This is a genomic window from Streptomyces sp. NBC_00457 (assembly GCF_036014015.1).
Lineage (GTDB): Bacteria > Actinomycetota > Actinomycetes > Streptomycetales > Streptomycetaceae > Streptomyces.
Map to the genome: position 1 here is coordinate 3,476,884 of NZ_CP107905.1, position 18,340 is coordinate 3,495,223.

At 70.2% G+C, this 18,340-nt stretch carries 16 protein-coding genes; 2 read left to right on the top strand and 14 right to left on the bottom strand.

Annotated elements, in window-relative coordinates:
• The 7 genes from rplS to proS all read right to left on the bottom strand — a co-directional run bounded on the left by rplS (window position 1) and on the right by proS (window position 5,243).
• Window positions 1-351, bottom strand: a complete 351-nt coding sequence (rplS, locus tag OG828_RS15610) for a 50S ribosomal protein L19 (RefSeq protein WP_189700817.1) — start codon at window positions 349-351, stop codon at window positions 1-3.
• 136 nt (window positions 352-487) lie between these two features.
• Window positions 488-1,321 carry a tRNA (guanosine(37)-N1)-methyltransferase TrmD gene (gene trmD / locus OG828_RS15615; RefSeq protein WP_328501488.1) on the bottom strand — a complete coding sequence of 278 codons (834 nt, stop codon included), beginning with the start codon at window positions 1,319-1,321 and terminating at the stop codon, window positions 488-490.
• Window positions 1,318-1,863 (bottom strand): ribosome maturation factor RimM, encoded by a 546-nt coding sequence (gene rimM / locus OG828_RS15620; RefSeq protein ID WP_328501489.1) that lies wholly within the window; start codon window positions 1,861-1,863, stop codon window positions 1,318-1,320. Before rimM ends, trmD begins: the two co-directional genes overlap by 4 nt.
• A gap of 88 nt (window positions 1,864-1,951) precedes the next feature.
• Window positions 1,952-2,191 (bottom strand): RNA-binding protein, encoded by a 240-nt coding sequence (locus OG828_RS15625; protein ID WP_007384965.1) that lies wholly within the window; start codon window positions 2,189-2,191, stop codon window positions 1,952-1,954.
• A gap of 2 nt (window positions 2,192-2,193) precedes the next feature.
• Entirely contained in the window at window positions 2,194-2,613 is a 420-nt protein-coding gene (rpsP, locus tag OG828_RS15630; protein ID WP_210577451.1) for a 30S ribosomal protein S16, read from the bottom strand.
• Between the two features lie 366 nt (window positions 2,614-2,979).
• Entirely contained in the window at window positions 2,980-3,576 is a 597-nt protein-coding gene (locus tag OG828_RS15635) for a hypothetical protein (RefSeq protein ID WP_301984563.1), read from the bottom strand.
• A 251-nt stretch (window positions 3,577-3,827) separates the two neighbouring features.
• Window positions 3,828-5,243: a proline--tRNA ligase gene (gene proS / locus OG828_RS15640; protein ID WP_328356013.1), complete on the bottom strand. Its 1,416-nt coding sequence runs from the start codon at window positions 5,241-5,243 to the stop codon at window positions 3,828-3,830.
• 199 nt (window positions 5,244-5,442) lie between these two features.
• Here proS and OG828_RS15645 point away from each other — a divergent pair, with 199 nt between their 5' ends.
• Window positions 5,443-6,300 carry an SAM-dependent methyltransferase gene (locus OG828_RS15645; RefSeq protein ID WP_328356016.1) on the top strand — a complete coding sequence of 286 codons (858 nt, stop codon included), beginning with the start codon at window positions 5,443-5,445 and terminating at the stop codon, window positions 6,298-6,300.
• Here OG828_RS15645 and ftsH read toward each other — a convergent pair.
• The 6 genes from ftsH to nsdA form a co-directional block, all read right to left on the bottom strand.
• Window positions 6,297-8,228, bottom strand: a complete 1,932-nt coding sequence (gene ftsH, locus OG828_RS15650) for an ATP-dependent zinc metalloprotease FtsH (protein ID WP_328501490.1) — start codon at window positions 8,226-8,228, stop codon at window positions 6,297-6,299. The genes OG828_RS15645 and ftsH overlap by 4 nt on opposite strands.
• A 91-nt stretch (window positions 8,229-8,319) precedes the next feature.
• On the bottom strand, window positions 8,320-9,870 hold the full coding sequence (ffh, locus tag OG828_RS15655; RefSeq protein ID WP_328356022.1) for a signal recognition particle protein: 1,551 nt from the start codon (window positions 9,868-9,870) through the stop codon (window positions 8,320-8,322).
• 123 nt (window positions 9,871-9,993) lie between these two features.
• On the bottom strand, window positions 9,994-12,444 hold the full coding sequence (locus tag OG828_RS15660; protein ID WP_328356024.1) for a [protein-PII] uridylyltransferase: 2,451 nt from the start codon (window positions 12,442-12,444) through the stop codon (window positions 9,994-9,996).
• 24 nt (window positions 12,445-12,468) lie between these two features.
• Complete coding sequence (locus OG828_RS15665; RefSeq protein ID WP_003997576.1) at window positions 12,469-12,807, bottom strand: P-II family nitrogen regulator; 339 nt, start codon at window positions 12,805-12,807, stop codon at window positions 12,469-12,471.
• Window positions 12,804-14,144, bottom strand: coding sequence for an ammonium transporter (locus OG828_RS15670; RefSeq protein WP_328501491.1), 1,341 nt, complete (start codon window positions 14,142-14,144; stop codon window positions 12,804-12,806). Before OG828_RS15670 ends, OG828_RS15665 begins: the two co-directional genes overlap by 4 nt.
• Window positions 14,145-14,450: 306 nt before the next feature.
• Window positions 14,451-15,926, bottom strand: coding sequence for a transcriptional repressor NsdA (gene nsdA, locus OG828_RS15675; protein WP_328356030.1), 1,476 nt, complete (start codon window positions 15,924-15,926; stop codon window positions 14,451-14,453).
• Window positions 15,927-16,361: 435 nt separating this feature from the next.
• Here nsdA and OG828_RS15680 point away from each other — a divergent pair, with 435 nt between their 5' ends.
• A complete protein-coding gene (locus OG828_RS15680) occupies window positions 16,362-17,027 on the top strand; it encodes a bifunctional DNA primase/polymerase (RefSeq protein WP_328501492.1) in 666 nt (221 codons plus the stop codon).
• A gap of 80 nt (window positions 17,028-17,107) precedes the next feature.
• On the opposite strand, the gene ftsY is transcribed toward OG828_RS15680, so the two are convergent.
• The gene (ftsY, locus tag OG828_RS15685; RefSeq protein WP_328501493.1) at window positions 17,108-18,319 is read right to left on the bottom strand and encodes a signal recognition particle-docking protein FtsY; all 1,212 of its coding nucleotides are present in this window, start codon (window positions 18,317-18,319) and stop codon (window positions 17,108-17,110) included.
• Window positions 18,320-18,340 lie beyond the last annotated feature (21 nt).

Below are 18,340 nucleotides of genomic sequence, written 5' to 3' on the forward strand. Positions count from 1 at the left end.
TCAGTTCTCGCGCTTCTCCTTGATCTTCGCGGCCTTGCCGCGCAGGTCGCGCAGGTAGTACAGCTTGGCGCGGCGCACGTCACCCTTGGTGACGAGCTCGATCTTCTCGACGATCGGGGTGTGCACCGGGAAGGTGCGCTCGACGCCGACGGAGAAGGAGACCTTGCGGACCGTGAAGGTCTCGCGCACGCCGGAACCCTGGCGACGGATGACGACGCCCTTGAACTGCTGCACACGGGAGCGGTTGCCCTCGATGACGCGGACGTGGACGTTGACCGTGTCGCCCGGGCGGAAGGCCGGGACGTCGGTGCGCAGCGACGCGGCGTCGACGGTGTCGAGCAGGTGAGACATTTCGTCTGCTTTCTTCGCTGATGCCACAGGTCATCAACGGTAACTAGGTGTTCCTGGAATGAGAGTTGTGCTCGTCGGGGCGGGCGTCGTGTCCCCCTGTGGCAGGGGCGCACGCCGGACGGCGCACAGCAGCGGCCTATTCTTCCATGCCCTCTGGCCTGCGCCAAAATCGGCCGTACGGCTCGCCCTCCGGGTCGGGCATCCAGCCCAGGATGGAGAGCATCTCGCGGTCCTTCTTGTCGAAGACCTTGGGGTCGCAGCGCTCGATCAGGTCGGGCCGATGGGCCGTCGTACGCTTCAGCGCCTCGTCCCGGCGCCAGCGGGCGATCTTCCCGTGGTGGCCGCTGAGCAGCACCTCCGGGATCTCCCGGCCGCGCCACTGGGGCGGCTTGGTGTAGACGGGCCCCTCCAGGAGGCTCGCCATGGCGCCGGGCGCGAAGGAGTCGTCCCGGTGGGAGTCGGCGTTGCCCAGGACGCCGGGCAGCAGGCGGGCGACGGCTTCCGTGATGACGAGTACGGCCGCCTCGCCGCCGGCGAGGACGTAGTCGCCGATGGACACCTCGTAGACGCGCATCCGCGTCGCGTACTCGTCGATGACGCGGCGGTCGATGCCCTCGTAGCGGGCGGGCGCGAAGAGCAGCCAGGGGCGCTCGGAGAGCTCGACGGCGAGTTCCTGGGTGAAGGGGCGGCCGCTGGGCGTGGGGACGAGGAGCGCGGGGGCGTGGGAGCCGGTCTCGTAGCCGTCGGCGAGGGCGGAGTCCAGGGCGTCGCCCCAGGGCTCGGTCTTCATCACCATGCCGGGGCCGCCGCCGTACGGAGTGTCGTCGACCGTGTTGTGGCGGTCGTACGTCCAGGTCCGCAGGTCATGCACGTGCACATTCAGCTGTCCACGCGCGCGTGCCTTGCCGACGAGGGAGACGTTCAGGGGCTCCAGGTACTCGGGGAAGATCGTGACGACGTCGAGTCTCATGCCTCGGGGTCCTTCGACGACACGATCTCTGCCTGGTCGTCGATCAGACCCGGAGGCGGGTCGATGACGGCGCGCTGCTCCTCCAGGTCGATCTCGGTGACGATCTCCGCCACGAAGGGGATCAGCACCTCGCTGCCGTCCGGGCGCTCCACGATGAAGAGGTCCTGGGACGGCAGATGTGAGATCTCCGTGATCCGGCCGACCTCCGTGCCGTCCTTGGTGACGACGTCCAGGTCCATCAACTGGTGGTCGTAGTACTCGTCCTCTTCCTCAGGGAGCACCTCCGGGTCCACTTCAGCGATCAGGAGGGTGTTGCGCAGGGCCTCAGCGGCGCTACGGTCCTTCACTCCCTCGAAGCGCAGCAGGAGACGGCCGCTGTGCACCCGGCCGGTCTCGATGGTGAGCGGGCCCACGGAGGCGGGGTCGGTGGCCAGTACGGCCCCGGGGCCGAGCCTGAGTTCCGGCTCGTCGGTACGTACCTCGACGGTGACCTCGCCCTTGATGCCGTGGGCGCGGCCGATCCGGGCGACTACGAGCTGCACTTTACGAAGATCTCCTGTCGTACGTACGACTGCGGGCCGGGGACGGCCCAGTGGCCCTCCCCGGCCCGAGCCGGTGCTGCGATTGACGTCAGCGGACGTGGTCCACGTCGACGAGGTCGACGCGGACACCGCGGCCGCCGATGGCGCCCACGACGGTACGCAGAGCGCGTGCGGTACGGCCGTTGCGGCCGATGACCTTGCCGAGGTCGTCCGGGTGGACCCGGACCTCGAGCACGCGTCCGCGGCGCAGGGTGCGCGAGGCGACCTGCACATCGTCAGGGTTGTCGACGATGCCCTTCACGAGGTGCTCGAGAGCCTCCTCGAGCATGCTCAGGCCTCGGTCGACGCGGACTCGGCGGCGGCCTCGTCCTTCTTCTCAGCCTTCTTCTTCTGGGTGATCGCCTCACCCTTGCCCTCGTCGTCGCCACCGAGAGCCTCGAAGGACGGACGGGCCGCCTTCTCGGCCGGCTGCAGCAGCGGCGCCGGGGCGGGCTCGCCCTTGTACTTCTGCCAGTCGCCGGTCTTCTTCAGGATGGCGAGGACGGGCTCGGTCGGCTGAGCGCCGACGGAGAGCCAGTACGCCACGCGGTCGGCGTCGACCTCGATGCGCGAGGGGTTCTGCACCGGGTGGTACAGACCGATCTCCTCGATCGCACGGCCGTCACGGCGAGTGCGGGAGTCGGCGACGACAATGCGGTAGTGAGGCGAACGGATCTTGCCCAGACGCTTCAGCTTGATCTTGACTGCCACTGGAGTGGGTTCTCCTGGTTTGACGTGGGTGGGCACGGCGAGATGGCCGCGTGGGGTTGCGGTACCCGAGTGCCCGATGGACGCGTCAGCCGGAGGAGAGAGGGGTCCTGTGCGGCTGTCGAGTACAGCTAGCCATTGTGCCACACCCTGCGGGTCGCTTCGGACCGGCGGTGGGTGGAGCTGAGCTGGGCATGCCTGAGGGGCACCCGGCGTCCTGGGTGCCCTTGGGGTGGGTCGCGCAACCCGGGGGTGCCGCCTGCGCCCACCCGTGCCGCCCCAGGCGGCACGCATGCCCGCAGGCAGCAGCACCCATCGCCACGCGTTCCGACCGGCAGCCACGAGATGCCGGTGCTGGAGTCGTCGTGGTTACGCCACGCCCACGACCTCCGGGATGCGGAACGGCTTGCCGCAGCCGCCGCAGACGATCGGGGCCTGGGCCAGGACCGACGGGACGACGCGGACGTTGCGCCCGCAGTCGCAGACAGCCTTGACGCGGACGCCGCCGCCGGAGGAGCCGTGGCGGGCCGCCGGGCCGCGGAAGGTCCGGGATGTGTCGGCGGAGGTCGCCGCGGTGTGGGCCTTGAGGGCGCGCTGGAGCCGCTCGATCGTCGGGCGGTAGCGCCTCTTCGCCTCGGGGTTGAGCGTGACCAGGGAGAAGCCGCTGCTGGGGTGCGGTTCCTCCGGGTGGTCCAGGCCCAACTCCTCGGCGATCGCGAGGAATCTGCGGTTGTGGTAGCGGCCGGCGCGCGAGGTGTCGCGGATTCCTCGGGCGGCGGCGATGCCATGGACTGCCTCATGGAGCAGTCGCTCGAAGGAGAGCGCGTGCCCGCAGGCGGACGACGACTCCCCGATCAGTGACTCGGGCGCGGCAAGATCCGGCAGCTCGGGGTGGTACCGCTGAATGTCGGCCCACGCCTGCGCCAGCTCTGCGGCGAGAACAGGTGGTGTCTGTGTCGTGCTCACGTAATGACAACGAGCCAGGGTGCCGCTGTGTTCCTATTCCGGGGCATCCCAAATAATTTGCACGTACCCGTCAGTTGCCGCTGATGCGTCCGGACGAGGGCGGGTGCGCTGATCTGCGGAGAAGCCTCACAGCTCATACCAAGCCGGTACGTAGCCTGACGTACGACCCGGCGCGTAGAGCCTGTCCGCACGCCGGGGCACCTGTGTTCGCGCGATGCGCAAGAGGCGTTTCGGTCGGCTCCGCCCATGGCTCAGTAAGCTCGCGCGACGATCGCGACGTTACCGGGTGCGTCATCGGCGTCCGGCACCGACCCGTCCTCGGCGACCAGACACCGTACGGTCACCGCGTGCTCACCCAGCTTGGCCTCGCCTTCTTCGCCGAGGGCCGCCCACGGGACGCGGGCCCAGCCGCCGGCGGTCGCCGCGTCGACGGCCTCCTCGATGCTCGACACGTCGGACGTACGGGACTCACGGCGCTCGCGGGACTGGGTCAGCAGCAGCGCCTGATCCTCTTCGAGGATCGTGGGGAGCAGTCGTACGAGCGAGTCGATCGCCACCGGCTCCTTGCCTCCGGGGATCCGGCGGGCCAGCATCGCGGTGCCGTTCTCCAGGTCACGGGGGCCGACCTCGATGCGGACCGGCACGCCCTTCAGCTCCCAGTCGACGGCCCGGCGCCCGAAGGGGGTGTCCGTGCGGTCGTCGACGTGGACGCGGATGCCCGCGGCCTTCAGCTGGTCGCCGATCTCGCGGACCTTGGCCAGAACCGCGTCATCGCCCTTGATCGCGAGGACGACGGCCTGCACCGAGGCGAGGCGCGGCGGGACCCGCAGGCCGTTGTCATCTCCGTGAGTCATTACCAGGGCGCCGATCATGCGGGTGGTGGACCCCCAGGACGTCTGCCAGACCAGTTCCTGTCTGCCGTCCTTGGACAGGTACCGGGTGTTGAAGGCCTTGGCGAAGTTCTGGCCCAGCTCATGGCTGGTGGCCAGCTGGAGGGCCTTGCCGTCGCCCATCATCGCCTCGAGGGTGAGGGTGTTGAGGGCGCCCGCGAAGCGCTCCTTGACGGTCTTGCGGCCGGGGACGGAGTCCATGGCGAGGACGTTCACCATGAAGTCCTCGTAGACCTCGCGGTGGATGTGCGCGGCGAAGGCGCGGGCGTCCTCGTACGTGGCGTGTGCGGTGTGGCCTTCCTGCCACAGGAATTCGGTCGTGCGGAGGAAGAGGCGGGGCCGCAGTTCCCAACGGACCACGTTCGCCCACTGGTTGATCAGCAGCGGCAGATCGCGGTAGCTCTGCACCCACTTCGAGAAGTAGTCGTTGATGATCATCTCGGAGGTGGGACGGACCACGGCCGGCTCTTCGAGCTCCTTGCCGCCGCCGTGCGTGACGACGGCGAGTTCGGGCGCGAAGCCCTCGACGTGCTCGGCCTCCTTGGCGAAGTACGACTGCGGGATCAGCAGCGGGAAGTACGCGTTCTGGGTGCCCGTCTCCTTGATGCGGGCGTCCATCTCGGCCTGCATCCGCTCCCACAGCCCGTACCCGTACGGTCGGATCACCATGGTGCCGCGCACCGGACCGTTGTCGGCCAGTTCGGCCTTGGTGATCAGATCCTGGTACCAGCGCGGGAAGTCGTCCGCCCGCGGGGTGAGTACGGGTGCCTTTGCCATGGCGAGATGGTACGGGCCCACGTTGCCGGAATGTGAAATCTCGCCACTCGTACAGCGAACCCACAAGCCGGGCGGCACAACCCTCTGGACGAGGGCTCGGGCGGGGAGTTTCCTGGCATACGGGGGGACAGCGAGCGCACGTCACGGGGTCTACGGAATCGGGCACAGCGGCAACTCTCGTCGGATTGGGGCGCTTTACATGACACCTACGCTCGTGCGGCAGCACCTGTCTCCTGCGGGCCACGGGCCACGCGTGGACCTGTGTGCACGCGCGCGTGACTGGTCCGAGATCCAGGAGCGGATGCTGGTTCCGCTCTTCGAGGCCGTCTACGAGCGACTGGAAGTCGGCGTCGGCACACGGCTCCTCGGCCTCGGCTGCGGAACCGGGCTGGCCCTGTTGATGGCAGCCTCCAGAGGCGCCGCCGTCACCGGTGTCGAACCCTCCTCCCCGCAGCGGCTCGCCCTCGCGCGGGAGCGGCTGCGGCCCGAGGCGTGGGGCACGCGCGCGCGTGCGGACACCCGGCTCGTCGACGGCTCACCGCGGGACGCGGCCGACGCTGCGACACCCGCGTACAGCCTGGTGACCGCTTTCGAGCCCATCGGGTGTCTCGCGGGCGACTCGGAGGGACTCGGCGAGCTGCTCGAGGCAGCGGCACCGCTCGCCGAGCGGGGGGCGCCCGTGGTGCTGGCCGGCTGGGGTCCGCCGGAACGTTGCACCACGTCGTCCGTGCTGCGGGTGGCCGCCAAGCTGGCGGATCCGCTGCGCAGCGCGGGCAGTTGGCGCCCCGCCCTCCGCGACGACCTGGAGGAGGTCGCCCAGCGGGCCGGCCTCAAGCCCGACGGTTCGGGCCGGGTGGCCTGCCCCTTCGGTTACGCCGACATGGACAGCGCGCTGCGCGGACTGCTGTCCACGGGGCTCTTCGACGCGGCGATCACCGCGACGGACCAGGCCCAGGTCGACAAGGAGCTGACGGAAGCCCTGCATCCGTATCTGCGGCGGGACGGGACGGTGTGGATGCCGAACGTGTTCCGCTATCTGATCGCCCGCACGCCCTAGGTGTCCACGTCCTTCGCCAGGCGCGTGATCCCCGCGATCCGGTACGCGTCCGCCTCCTCCAGCGTCTCGTTCTCCAGGAGGGCCTGGGCGAGGGCGTCCAACTGGCCGCGGTGGTCCCGGAGTTTACGGAGGGCCTCCTCGTAGCACTCGTCGACGATGCGGCGCATCTCGTGGTCGATGACGTCGAGGGTGTGCGGGGCGGCCGCGAGCCCGTACGCCTGCTGGGCGTCGCTCGGCAGGGCGGAGAGCCGGCCGACGCGCTCGCTCATGCCCCAGCGGGCCACCATCGCGCGCGCGATATTGGTGACCTGTTCGAGGTCGTTCTCCGCGCCCGTGGTGACGACGCCGTAGACCACCTCTTCCGCCACCATGCCGCCCAGCGCGCCAATGATGCGGCCGCGCAGGTACTCCTCGGAGTGCGCGTACCGCTCCACCTCGGGCGTCGACATCGTCACCCCGAGCGCCCGGCCACGCGGCACGATGGTGATCTTGCGGACGGGGTCGGCGCCGGGCTGCAGCATGCCGAGGAGTGCGTGCCCGCTCTCGTGATAGGCCGTGCGCCGACGGTCCTCCTCGGGCATCACAAGGGTGCGCTCGGCGCCCAGTTGCACCTTCTCCAGGGCCTCGGACAGGTCCGAGGCGGTCACCTGCTCCTGCTTGCGCTTGACCGCGAGCAGAGCCGCCTCGTTGGCGAGATTGGCCAGATCCGCACCCGTCATGCCCGGGGTCGTACGGGCGAGCCGGGTCAGATCCACGTCCTCCGCGAGCGGGATCCCGCGGGTGTGGATCCGCAGGATTGCCTCGCGTCCGCCGCGGTCCGGCGGGGAGACGTTGACCACCCGGTCGAAGCGGCCGGGCCGGGTGAGCGCCGGGTCCAGGATGTCGGCGCGGTTCGTCGCCGCTATGACGACCACACCCTCCGAGCCGGAGAAGCCGTCCATCTCCGTGAGGATCTGGTTCAGCGTCTGCTCGCGCTCGTCGTGACCACTCACCGACGCGCCGCCGCCGCGTACCCGTCCGATGGTGTCGATCTCGTCGATGAAGATGATCGACGGCGCCACCTTGCGGGCCTCGGCGAACAGTTCCCGGACTCGGGACGCGCCGACGCCGACGATCATCTCGATGAACTCGGACGCGGATGCGGAGAAGAAGGGCACCCCCGCCTCGCCCGCCACCGCCCGCGCCAGCAGGGTCTTGCCGGTGCCGGGGGACCCCGCGAGCAGCACGCCGCGCGGCATCTTCGCGCCCATCCTGCGATAGGCGTCGGGGTGCTCGAGGAAGTCGACGACATCGTCCAGCTCGCCCTTGACCTCGTCGATGCCGGCCACGTCGGCGAACGTCGTGCGCTGGGTCCCCGGTCGGAGCTCGACCGGCTTGGGCGGCGCCCTGCGGCCGAGCATGCGCCCCGCACCGCCCCCGGCCATCCTCCGGGCGACGAGGATCCATGCCACGACGAGGATCACGATCGGCACCAGGGAGATCAGCACGTTGGACAGGAGGCTGCGCTCCTGCACGACCGGCCGCGCGGTCACGGTGACGTCGTGACTGCTCAGGTTCTGCCAGAGGTCATCGTCCGCGAAGGCCGGGCGCTGGGTCCTGAACTTCGTGTAGTCCCCGCTGCCCTCGGGGTTGTCCCGGGCGTTCTTGAGCTGGCCTTGGATCGCGTCGCCCTTGGAGTAGATCTTGGAGACGTTGTCGTCGTCGACCTGCTTGCTGAACTCGGTGTACGAGATCGTCGGCTCGTCGCCCGCGCCGAGGTACGTCAGCCCCACGTAGGCCAGCAGGAACACGATCGCCGCGGTAAGGAGCAGACCCCACCAGCGCGGGCGTACGCGTCGGCCGCCGGACCGTCCGGTCGGCTCGTCCGGCGTGCCCTCGGTGCGCCACGGCTGGTCAGGTGCCTTGCGTGGTGGCGCGGCATTGCTCATATCTGGACGTTAAGGCACATGTCCAGCCATGGCACGCGCTGAGGGCACCTCCACGGAGAGAGGCGCCCCCGGCGTCGTACGAACCAGGTCGTCAGCCCATGAACTTCTTGAACTCGTCCGGCAGCTCGAAGTCCTGCGGGGCCTGCTGCGGCACGCCGAACGCGTTGCCGCCCTGAGCGGCGGCGGCGCGGCGGGCTGCCTCCTCCTGCTCCTGCTGCTTGCGCTTCATCGGGTTGCCGGAGCGCTGCTTGCCCTTGGCCTTCTTGGGCTGCTTCTTCGACCGGCCGGGGCCGCCGCCCATGCCCGGGACGCCCGGCATACCGGGCATACCTCCGCCCTGGGCCATGCGGGACATCATCTTGCGGGCCTCGAAGAACCGCTCGACCAAGCCCTTGACCGCGCTGACGTCGACGCCGGAACCCTTGGCGATACGGGCACGCCGCGAGCCGTTGATGATCGTCGGCTCCTGGCGCTCGGCCGGGGTCATCGACTTGATGATCGCGGCCGTGCGGTCGACGTCCCGCTCGTCGAGGTTGTTGATCTGGTCCTTGATCTGGCCCATGCCGGGCAGCATGCCGAGGAGCTTGGAGATGGAGCCCATCTTCCTGACCTGCTCCATCTGGGCCAGGAAGTCGTCCAGGGTGAAGTCCTGGCCCTTCTTGGACGCCAGCTTGGAGGCCATTTTCTCGGCCTCTTCCTGGCTGAACGTCTTCTCCGCCTGCTCGATCAGGGTGAGCAGGTCACCCATGTCGAGGATGCGGGAGGCCATCCGGTCAGGGTGGAAGGCGTCGAAGTCGTCGAGCTTCTCGCCGTTCGACGCGAACATGATCGGCTTGCCGGTGACCTGGCGGATCGACAGGGCCGCACCACCGCGGGCGTCACCGTCGAGCTTGGAGAGCACCACGCCGTCGAAGCCGACGCCGTCGCGGAAGGCCTCGGCGGTGTTGACCGCGTCCTGGCCGATCATCGCGTCGACGACGAAGAGGATCTCGTCGGGGCTGACGGCGTCCCGGATGTCCGCGGCCTGCTGCATCATCTCCTGGTCGATGCCCAGGCGGCCGGCGGTGTCGACGATCACGATGTCGTGGACCCGGGTCTTCGCGAAGTCGATGGAGTCCTTGGCGACCTTCACCGGGTCACCCACGCCGTTGCCCGGCTCCGGCGCGAAGACCGCGACACCGGCGCGCTCGGCGACGACGCTGAGCTGGTTCACGGCGTTCGGGCGCTGGAGGTCGGCGGCGACGAGCAGCGGCGAGTGGCCCTGCTCCTTCAGCCAGTGGCCGAGCTTGCCCGCGAGGGTCGTCTTACCGGCACCCTGCAGACCCGCCAGCATGATCACGGTGGGCGGCTGCTTGGCGAAGCGCAGACGGCGCGTCTCGCCGCCGAGGATGGTGACCAGTTCCTCGTTGACGACCTTGAGGACCTGCTGGGCCGGGTTCAGCGCGCGGGAGACTTCGGCGCCGAGAGCCCTTTCCTTGACGTTCTTGATGAAGGTGCGGACGACGGGCAGCGCCACGTCCGCTTCGAGGAGGGCGATGCGAATCTCGCGCGCCGTGGCGTCGATATCCGCTTCGCTCAAGCGCCCCTTGCCGCGCAAGTTCTTGAAGGTCGCTGAAAGGCGATCGGAGAGAGTATCGAACACGGCGGCGTCGGTCCTCGGGGTCGGGAGCAGTCTGAGCGTCTTCCAGGGTATCCGGCCTTGCAAGACATTCGTCCCCGCCCGCTGCATTCGGCAGCGGAGGCGACCCATGTCATGACCGCGAGGTCACGCCCGCAGCGTCTCCTCCAGCTTCCGTGCCACCGCTCCCGCTTCCTCGGTCGGCAGCGGTGCGCCCTTCGCGCCGGTGACGTAGAAGGCGTCCACCGCGTTCGCGCCCAGCGTCGACACATGCGCGCTGCGTACCCGTACGCCCGCGTCCTCCAGCGCGCGTCCGATCCGGTGCAGGAGTCCAGGCGCGTCGTGGGCGCGCACCTCGATGACCGTCGCCAGCCGCGATGCCGCCCCCGCTGCGACCGTCACCCGGGGCGGCGGTGCCACGACGCCCCGGCGCCGCGGATAGGCCGCGTCGCGCTCGGCGAGGCGGCCCGCGATGTCCAGGGAACCGTCCAGGGCCCGTACGAGATCGGCGCGCAGCCGGGCGGCCTGCGGCAGGGAGCCGTACTCGGCGGCGACCCGCCAGTCGAGGAGCAGGACGGACCCCTCGACGCCGTCCGGCAGGTCCAGGGCCCGCAGTTCCGCGGTCCGTACGGTCAGCCGGTGCATCGCCAGGACACCGGCCACGGCGGGCAGCACGCCCTTCTGGTCCGGTACGGCGATGAGGAGCTCGACGCCGAGCGGTTCGGGCTCGCCGGTCGGCTGGTCCTCCGTCGGCGGCTCGGTCTGCGCGCGCAGCGACAGCACGGGGCTGCCGGTCGCGACCGCCTCGATGGCGAGCCGCTCCTGCTCGGCGGTGGGCGCGGCGGCCTCCGGTTCCTCCGGCACGTCCCCGGCGAGCACCGCCGAGACCCGCTTCACCAGGTCGGCGACGAGAGATCCGCGCCAGGACGACCAGGCGGCCGGGCCGGTGGCCAGCGCGTCCGCCTCGGTCAGCGCGTGCAGCAGCTCCAGCGTGCCCTGCGTGCCGACCGCCTCGGCGACCGCGCGCACGGTGGCCGGGTCCTCCAGGTCACGCCGGGTGGCCGTCTCGACGAGCAGCAGGTGATGCCGTACGAGCGTGGCGAGCACGGCGACGTCCTCGCGGTCGAAGCCGATCCGGGCCGCCACGTCACGGGCGATGATCTCGCCGGCCACCGAGTGGTCGCCGGGCCAGCCCTTGCCGATGTCGTGCAGCAGCGCGGAGACCAGGAGCAGGTCGGGGCGGCTGACCCGGCGGGCGAAGTCGGAGGCGCGGACGGCGGTCTCGATGAGATGCCGGTCGACGGTCCAGATGTGCACGGCGTTGCGCTGCGGGCGGCAGCGGACCCGCTCCCAGTCGGGGAGCATGCGGGTGATCAGGCCCTCGGCCTCCAGCGCCTCCCACACCTCGATGGTGGGGCGGCCGGAGCCCAGCAGGGTGACCAACTGCTCGCGTGCCTCGGCGGGCCAGGGCGTGGGCAGGGGGCGTGTGGTGGCCGCCATGCGCCGTACGGCGTGCAGGGAGAGCGGCAGGCCGGCCTCCGCGGCGGCGGCAGCGGCGCGCAGGGGCAGTACGGGGTCGCGTTCGGGGCGCGCGGCGCGGGCGAGCACCACCTCGCCGTCCTGTTCCACCACGCCCTCGGCCAGCGGGGACCGCTCGGCGACCGGCTTCCCGCCGCCCAGCATGGCGCGCAGCCGCGGCCGCACGGCGCGCGATCGCAGCACGCGCCCTACTTCGCGCCAGGTGACATCGCTCGCATACGACACGACGCGCGCCGCCTCGTACACCTGCCGCAGGAGAGTGTCGGCGTCGAGGAGTCCCAGTTCGGCGGCGACCTGGTCCTGCTCCTGGAGGGACAGCCGGTCGGTGGCCCGGCCCGTCGCCAGATGCAGGGCGTCGCGTACGTCGAGCAGTCGGCGCCGGGCGTCGTCGAGGCCCTCGCGCGGGGCGTCGGCCAGCCAGGAGGCGGCGACGGCGCGCAGGGCGGTGGCGTCACGGAGGCCGCCGCGGGCCTCCTTCAGGTCGGGCTCCAGCAGGTACTGCAGCTCGCCTTGACGCTCGGCGCGCTCGGCGCACAGCTCCTGGAGTTCGGGGAGACGTTTCGGCGCCTGGTTGCGCCAGTCGGCGAGGACAGCCGTGCGCAGTCCCGCGGTCAGGCCGAGGTCGCCCGCGATGTGCCGGGCGTCCAGGAGACCGAGTTGGACTTTCAAATCCTCGGCGGCGGTCTTGCGGGCCTCGGCCGGTGTACGCACGGAGTGGTCGAGGGCCAGGCCCAGGTCCCACACGGGGTACCAGATGCGGTCGGCCAGCGCGGCGACCGCGTCCGAGTCGGTGCCGTCGTGCAGCAGGAGCAGATCGAGGTCGCTGCGCGGGGACAGCTCGCCGCGGCCGTAGCCGCCGACCGCGATCAGGGAGGCGCCCTTGAGTCCGTCGGCGCCCGCGCCGAACAGCCCCGACAGCCAGTCGTCGGTCAGTTCGGCGAGGGCCGTACGGCGCGGCGGCCCGGACCGCGCCCCCTCCTGGAGGAGGCGCAGCCGGGCCGCCGCGTAGCCGCTGGGTCCCGAGTCCTCTGCTTCTTCCCGTACACCCGTACTCGTCACCCAGCGACTCCTGTTCCTCTTCTTTTAGAGCGCGTCCGGCCCGCGCTCGCCGGTCCGGACCCGTACGGCCGTCTCGACCGGCAGGGACCAGACCTTTCCGTCACCGATCTTGCCGGTACGGGCCGCCTTGACGATGACGTCGATCAGCTGCTCGGCGTCGTCGTCCTCGGCGAGGACCTCGATACGGATCTTGGGGACCAGGTCGACCGTGTACTCGGCGCCCCGGTAGACCTCGGTGTGGCCCCGCTGACGACCGTAGCCGCTCGCCTCGGTGACCGTCAGTCCGTGGACCCCGAAGGCCTGGAGGGCTTCCTTGATCTCGTCGAGCCGGTGAGGCTTGACGACGGCGGTGATGAGCTTCATGCGTCCACCTTCTTGGACTCAGACGCGGGCGGGGCCGGGACGGCACCGCGGTCGTAACCACCGCCGGCGCCGCTGAAGTCGTATGCGGTCTCGGCGTGCTCGGCCTGGTCGATACCGGCGACCTCCACGTCCTCGGGAACCCGCATGCCGATCGTCTTGTCGATGAGGAACGCGAGGATCGCGGATGCGATCAGCGAGTAGGCGAGGACCGCGAAGACACCGGCGCACTGCTTCCAGAACTGCTCCAGTCCGCCGCCGTAGAAGAGGCCCTCGACCTCGGACTGGCCCTTGCCGCTGGCCAGCAGGCCGACGAGCAGGGAGCCGACGACACCACCGACGAGGTGGACGCCGACGACGTCGAGCGAGTCGTCGTAACCGAGCTTGTACTTCAGGCCGACGGCCATGGCGCACAGCAGACCCGCGACGACACCGACGACGATCGCGCCGATCGGGGAGACCGCGCCACCCGAGGGGGTGATCGCGACCAGACCGGCGACCGCGCCGGAGGCGGCGCCCAGCGTGGTGAACGCGCCGTGGCGGATCTTCTCGTAGATGAGCCAGGCCAGCATGGCGGCGGCGGTGGCGACCTGCGTGTTGACGAACATCAGCGCGCCGACGCCGTCGTCGTTGCCGAGCCACGAGCCGGCGTTGAAGCCGAACCAGCCGAACCACAGCAGACCGGCGCCGAGCATGACCAGCGGCAGGCTGTGCGGGCGCATCGGGTCCTTCTTGAAGCCGACGCGCTTGCCGATGACCAGGATCACGCCGAGCGCGGCGGCACCGGCGTTGATGTGGACCGCCGTACCACCGGCGAAGTCGATCACCCCGAGCTCGAAGGCCCAGCCGCCGGTGCCCCAGACCCAGTGGGCGACCGGGAAGTACACGATCGTGGCCCACAGGGCGACGAACAGCGCCCAGGCGGTGAACTTCACGCGGTCCGCGAGAGCACCGCTTATCAGGGCGGGCGTGATGATCGCGAACATCAGCTGGAAGACCATGAAGGCGAGCACCGGGATGGTGTAGCCGGACCACAGGTCAGCGGTCTCGATGCCGCTGAGTCCGACGTAGTCCGAGGTCCATCCGATGATGCTGCCGTTGTCCGACCCGAAGGCCATGGAGAAGCCGTACAACACCCACAGCATGGTGACGATGCCGATGCTGATGAAGCTCATCATCAACATGTTCAGGGTGCTCTTGACCCGGACCATGCCGCCGTAGAAGAAGGCGAGACCGGGGGTCATGAGCAACACCAGCGCCGAACAGATCAGCATGAACCCGGTGTTTGCGGCAGACAGCGTGGGAGCGTCTGCGGCTAGCGTGATGGCGGCTGATGCCATCGGCGTCTCCTCGTCGTTGGTACGGCCCCGTGCGGGCGAAGCCTTGAGCGGATTTGAGGCGTGGGCCGGTTTATGCGCCCTGAGATTGGCGCAGCGCCGTTTCGATGGAAGCCCCTCGTTGTTTCGCCGACGTGACGAAGGCGCCCTGTGTGTTACGCGTCGATGAACTGCCGGATTGTGGCCGGGTCGATCGTTATCGTGGCGCAACCTTCAGGGTCCGGCCACGGCCGGCCTTCCGATTGACCTGGCATGGGGGAGCCGAGTCGGGCAGTCGGGAGGGCCGGCCGCGGCCGGGGTTCTGAGGTGTCAGACCGCTTCGGCGGTCTCGGGCAGCTCGATCGCGAGCCGGTCGGTGAGGTCCACGACCTCGGCGAGATCACCGAAGTCGCGTACGGCCGTGTCGACCGTCTTTCGGATACGGGTGTTCACCCGCTCGGAGCGGACCTTCTTGGCGATCTGCATGGCCTCGACGGCGAGGACGGAGGCCTGCTCGGGCTCCCGTCGCAGCAGATGCACGGTGGCCATCCCGATCGCGTTCAGCGCATACGACCGCTGGTGCTCGGTGTCCTTGGCGAAGAGGTCGACGGCCCGCTGCATCAGGGGCTCGGCGAGGGACGCGTAGGCGGGGCTGCGGCCCGCCACATAGGCGAGGTCGCGGAAGGAGTGGGAGTTCTCGCCGTACAGCTCGGCCTCGGAGAAGAAACGGATCCAGTCGGGGTCGGGCTCGTCCCACTCGCCGGACTCGCCGAAGGTGTCCTCGGCCATCCGCACCGCCCGCTTGCACTTGCCGGGCTGGCCCATATTGGCGTAGGCCCGGGCCTCCATCGCATACAGCATCGACTGGGTGCGGGGGCTCGCACAGTCCCGGCTGCCGTACTGCGCGAGGTGGATCAGCTCCAGCGCGTCATCGGGCCGCCCGAGGTGGATCATCTGGCGGCTCATGCTGGACAGGATGTACGAGCCGAGCGGCTTGTCGCCCGCCTCCTTCGCGGCGTGCAGGGCGAGGACGAAGTACTTCTGCGCGGTGGGCTGGAGTCCGATGTCGTACGACATCCAGCCGGCCAGCTCGGCCAGCTCGGCGGCGACCTTGAACAGCGTGCGGGTGGTGGACTCGGGCTGGGGCTCCTGGAGGAGGTCGGTCACCTCGTGCAGCTGGCCGACGACGGCCTTGCGGCGCAGGCCGCCGCCGCACTGGGCGTCCCACTGGCGGAACATCACGGTGGTGGACTCGAGGAGCTCCAGCTCGGGCTTGGACAGCCGGCCGCGCGCGCGTGAGGACGGGACGGACCCGGGCTCCGGCTGCGGGGCCTGCGGCGCCGGCACCAGCCAGCGCTGCATCGGCTCGATGAGGGACGGGCCCGCGGAGAGGGCCAGCGAGGTTCCGAGGAAGCCGCGCCGCGCCAGCATCAGGTCGCTGCGCGAGAACTCGCTGAGCAGGGCCACGGTCTGCGGGCCCGTCCAGGGGAGGTCGACTCCGGACACGGACGGTGACTGGCGGGCGGCGCGCAGTCCCAGGTCCTCGACGGAGACGACACATCCGAACCGCTCGGAGAACAGCTCGGACAGGATCCGGGGGATCGGCTCGCGCGGATTCTCGCCGTCCAGCCAGCGACGCACCCGCGAGGTGTCCGTGGAGATGTGGTTGGCCCCCAACTGGCGTGCCCTGCGGTTCACTTGCCGCGCGAGCTCGCCCTTGGACCAGCCGCTGCGCACGAACCACGAGCCGAGCAGCTCATTGGGGCGCTTGTCAGCGTTCGTCCCGCTTCCGCCGTTGCCGCCCACTGGAACGCCCCCATCCCTGAGACCACTTGTCGCCGAGTGCGCCAAGCCCTATCAGAATGCCGGTAAATAGGGCCGCCCGTCCGGTAGTTGTCACCCTTCGAACGGAAACCCGAGTTGCCTCCGGCATACCCACGAGTGCACGTGCCCCCAGGACTCGTGCACTCACAGTAATCCTACGATCACGCCTCCAGCCATGGCGATCCCGGAAACGCCACCATTCGCCACCCCTTCGAATGAACTCACGGTGGCTGGTACGCGATTCACTTGACATAGGACGGCCAGGAGTGGGCGGAACGGTGCACTCAGGGGCGCACGCAGCCGGGCGCACCACCCGGGCCGCTCGAAGGCGCCGCTCGGCACGGAGGCGAGGACACGGTCAGTCACATTCCGGGTCGGTCTCGTAACCACCGGTGCGTCGGACCCGTTGGAGGGGGCATGGGCTTCACGATCGGCAGCAGTCGGGGCATCCGCGACATCCGGTCCGGCTCGCGCCGCCGCGGCCGCACATCGGAGTGCACCGCCGTGGCCGAGTTCACCGGGCTCTGGGGCTGGGACGTGGTGCCGGGCGCGCGGGCCGCGGCGGGCGCCTGTTCCTGCGGCCACTCCGACTGCCGCGCGCCGGGCGCACATCCGCTGGACTTCGCGCCGGAGCTACCCGCCGGCGCGACCCTCGACCAAGTGACCGAGTCCTGGGGCGAGTTCCCCGGCGCCTCGGCGATGCTGCCGGTCGGCCGGACGTTCGACGTCATCGAGGTCGCCGAGCCCGCCGGACGCCACGCCCTGGCCCGGCTGGAACGCATGGGCCTGCCCGTCGGCCCGGTCACGGCGACCCCCGAGGGCCGCGCCCACTTCTTCGTCGCCCCCGGCGCCGCCACCGACCTCCCCGAGCTGCTCTACCGCATGGGCTGGGACGACCCGACCTCCCTCGACCTGCACGGCCTCGGCCCGGGTACGTACATCACCGCCCCGCCGTCCGACCGGGCCGGCCTGGGCCCGGTGCGCTGGCTGCGCTCCCCCGAGCTGGACTCGGCGACCCGTCCGCCGGAGGCCCGGCTGCTGCTGGGGACGCTGGCGTACGTGGCGCACAGGTCCCGGGCGTAGGCCTCAGAGCAAAGCGCCCGCCTCCCAACTGCACCTTGGGAGGCGGGCGCTTCTTCACATACCGACTTCGGTAGGTGGGGTCACTCTCCGATAAGGGCGTCAACGAACGCCTCCGGCTCGAACGGCGCCAGATCATCCGCACCCTCGCCGAGGCCGACCAGCTTGACCGGCACGCCCAGCTCGCGCTGCACGGCGATCACGATGCCGCCCTTGGCCGTACCGTCCAGCTTGGTCAGGACGATGCCGGTGATGTCGACGACCTCGGCGAAGACGCGGGCCTGCACCAGACCGTTCTGGCCGGTGGTGGCGTCCAGCACGAGCAGCACCTCGTCCAGCGGAGCGTGCTTCTCCACGACGCGCTTGACCTTGCCGAGCTCGTCCATGAGGCCGGTCTTGGTGTGCAGGCGCCCGGCGGTGTCGATGAGGACGACGTCAGAGCCCATCTCCTTGCCCTCCTTGACCGCGTCGAAGGCGACGGAGGCGGGGTCGCCGCCCTCGGGCCCGCGCACGGTGTACGCGCCGACCCGCTCACCCCAGGTCTGCAGCTGGTCGGCGGCGGCGGCACGGAAGGTGTCGGCGGCACCCAGGACGACGCTGTTGCCGTCGGCGACGAGCACCCGGGCGAGCTTGCCGGTGGTGGTGGTCTTGCCGGTGCCGTTGACGCCGACGACCATCACGATGCCGGGCTTGCGGTCCTCCGGCTCGGTCTTCACGACGCGGTCCATGTCGGTGCCGACCAGCTTGAGCAGCTCCTCGCGCAGCAGGCCGCGCAGCTCCCCGGGCGTCCGGGTCCCGAGCACCTTGACGCGCTCACGCAACGCGTCGACCAGCTCCTGGGTGGGCTGCACACCGACGTCGGCGGTGAGCAGGATGTCCTCGATCTCCTCCCACGTGTCCTCGTCGAGGTGCTCGCGCGACAGCAGCGTGAGCAGCCCCTTGCCGAGGGCGTTCTGGGAGCGGGAGAGTCGGGCGCGCAGACGCACCAGACGCCCCGCGGTGGGTTCCGGGACCTCGATCTCGGTCGGCGGAAGCTCTTCGACGACGGGCGGTTCCTGGACGGCGGCCGGGGCCGAGCCGTCGGGAAGGTCCACCTCCTCTATCGTGCGGCGCGGTTCCTCGCGCGGCGTTTCGGCCTCGTCGCCGACGTGCGGCTCGGCCGGAGGGGCGGTGATGTCGGGCGCGGAGGGCGGCGGCGGAGGCAGCGGCTTCTTGCGCCGGCTGCCGACGATGAGCCCACCGAGCGCGGCGAGCACGACCACGGCGATGACTACAACAAGGATGACGATTTCCATAACGCGTCCAGTATCAGCCAT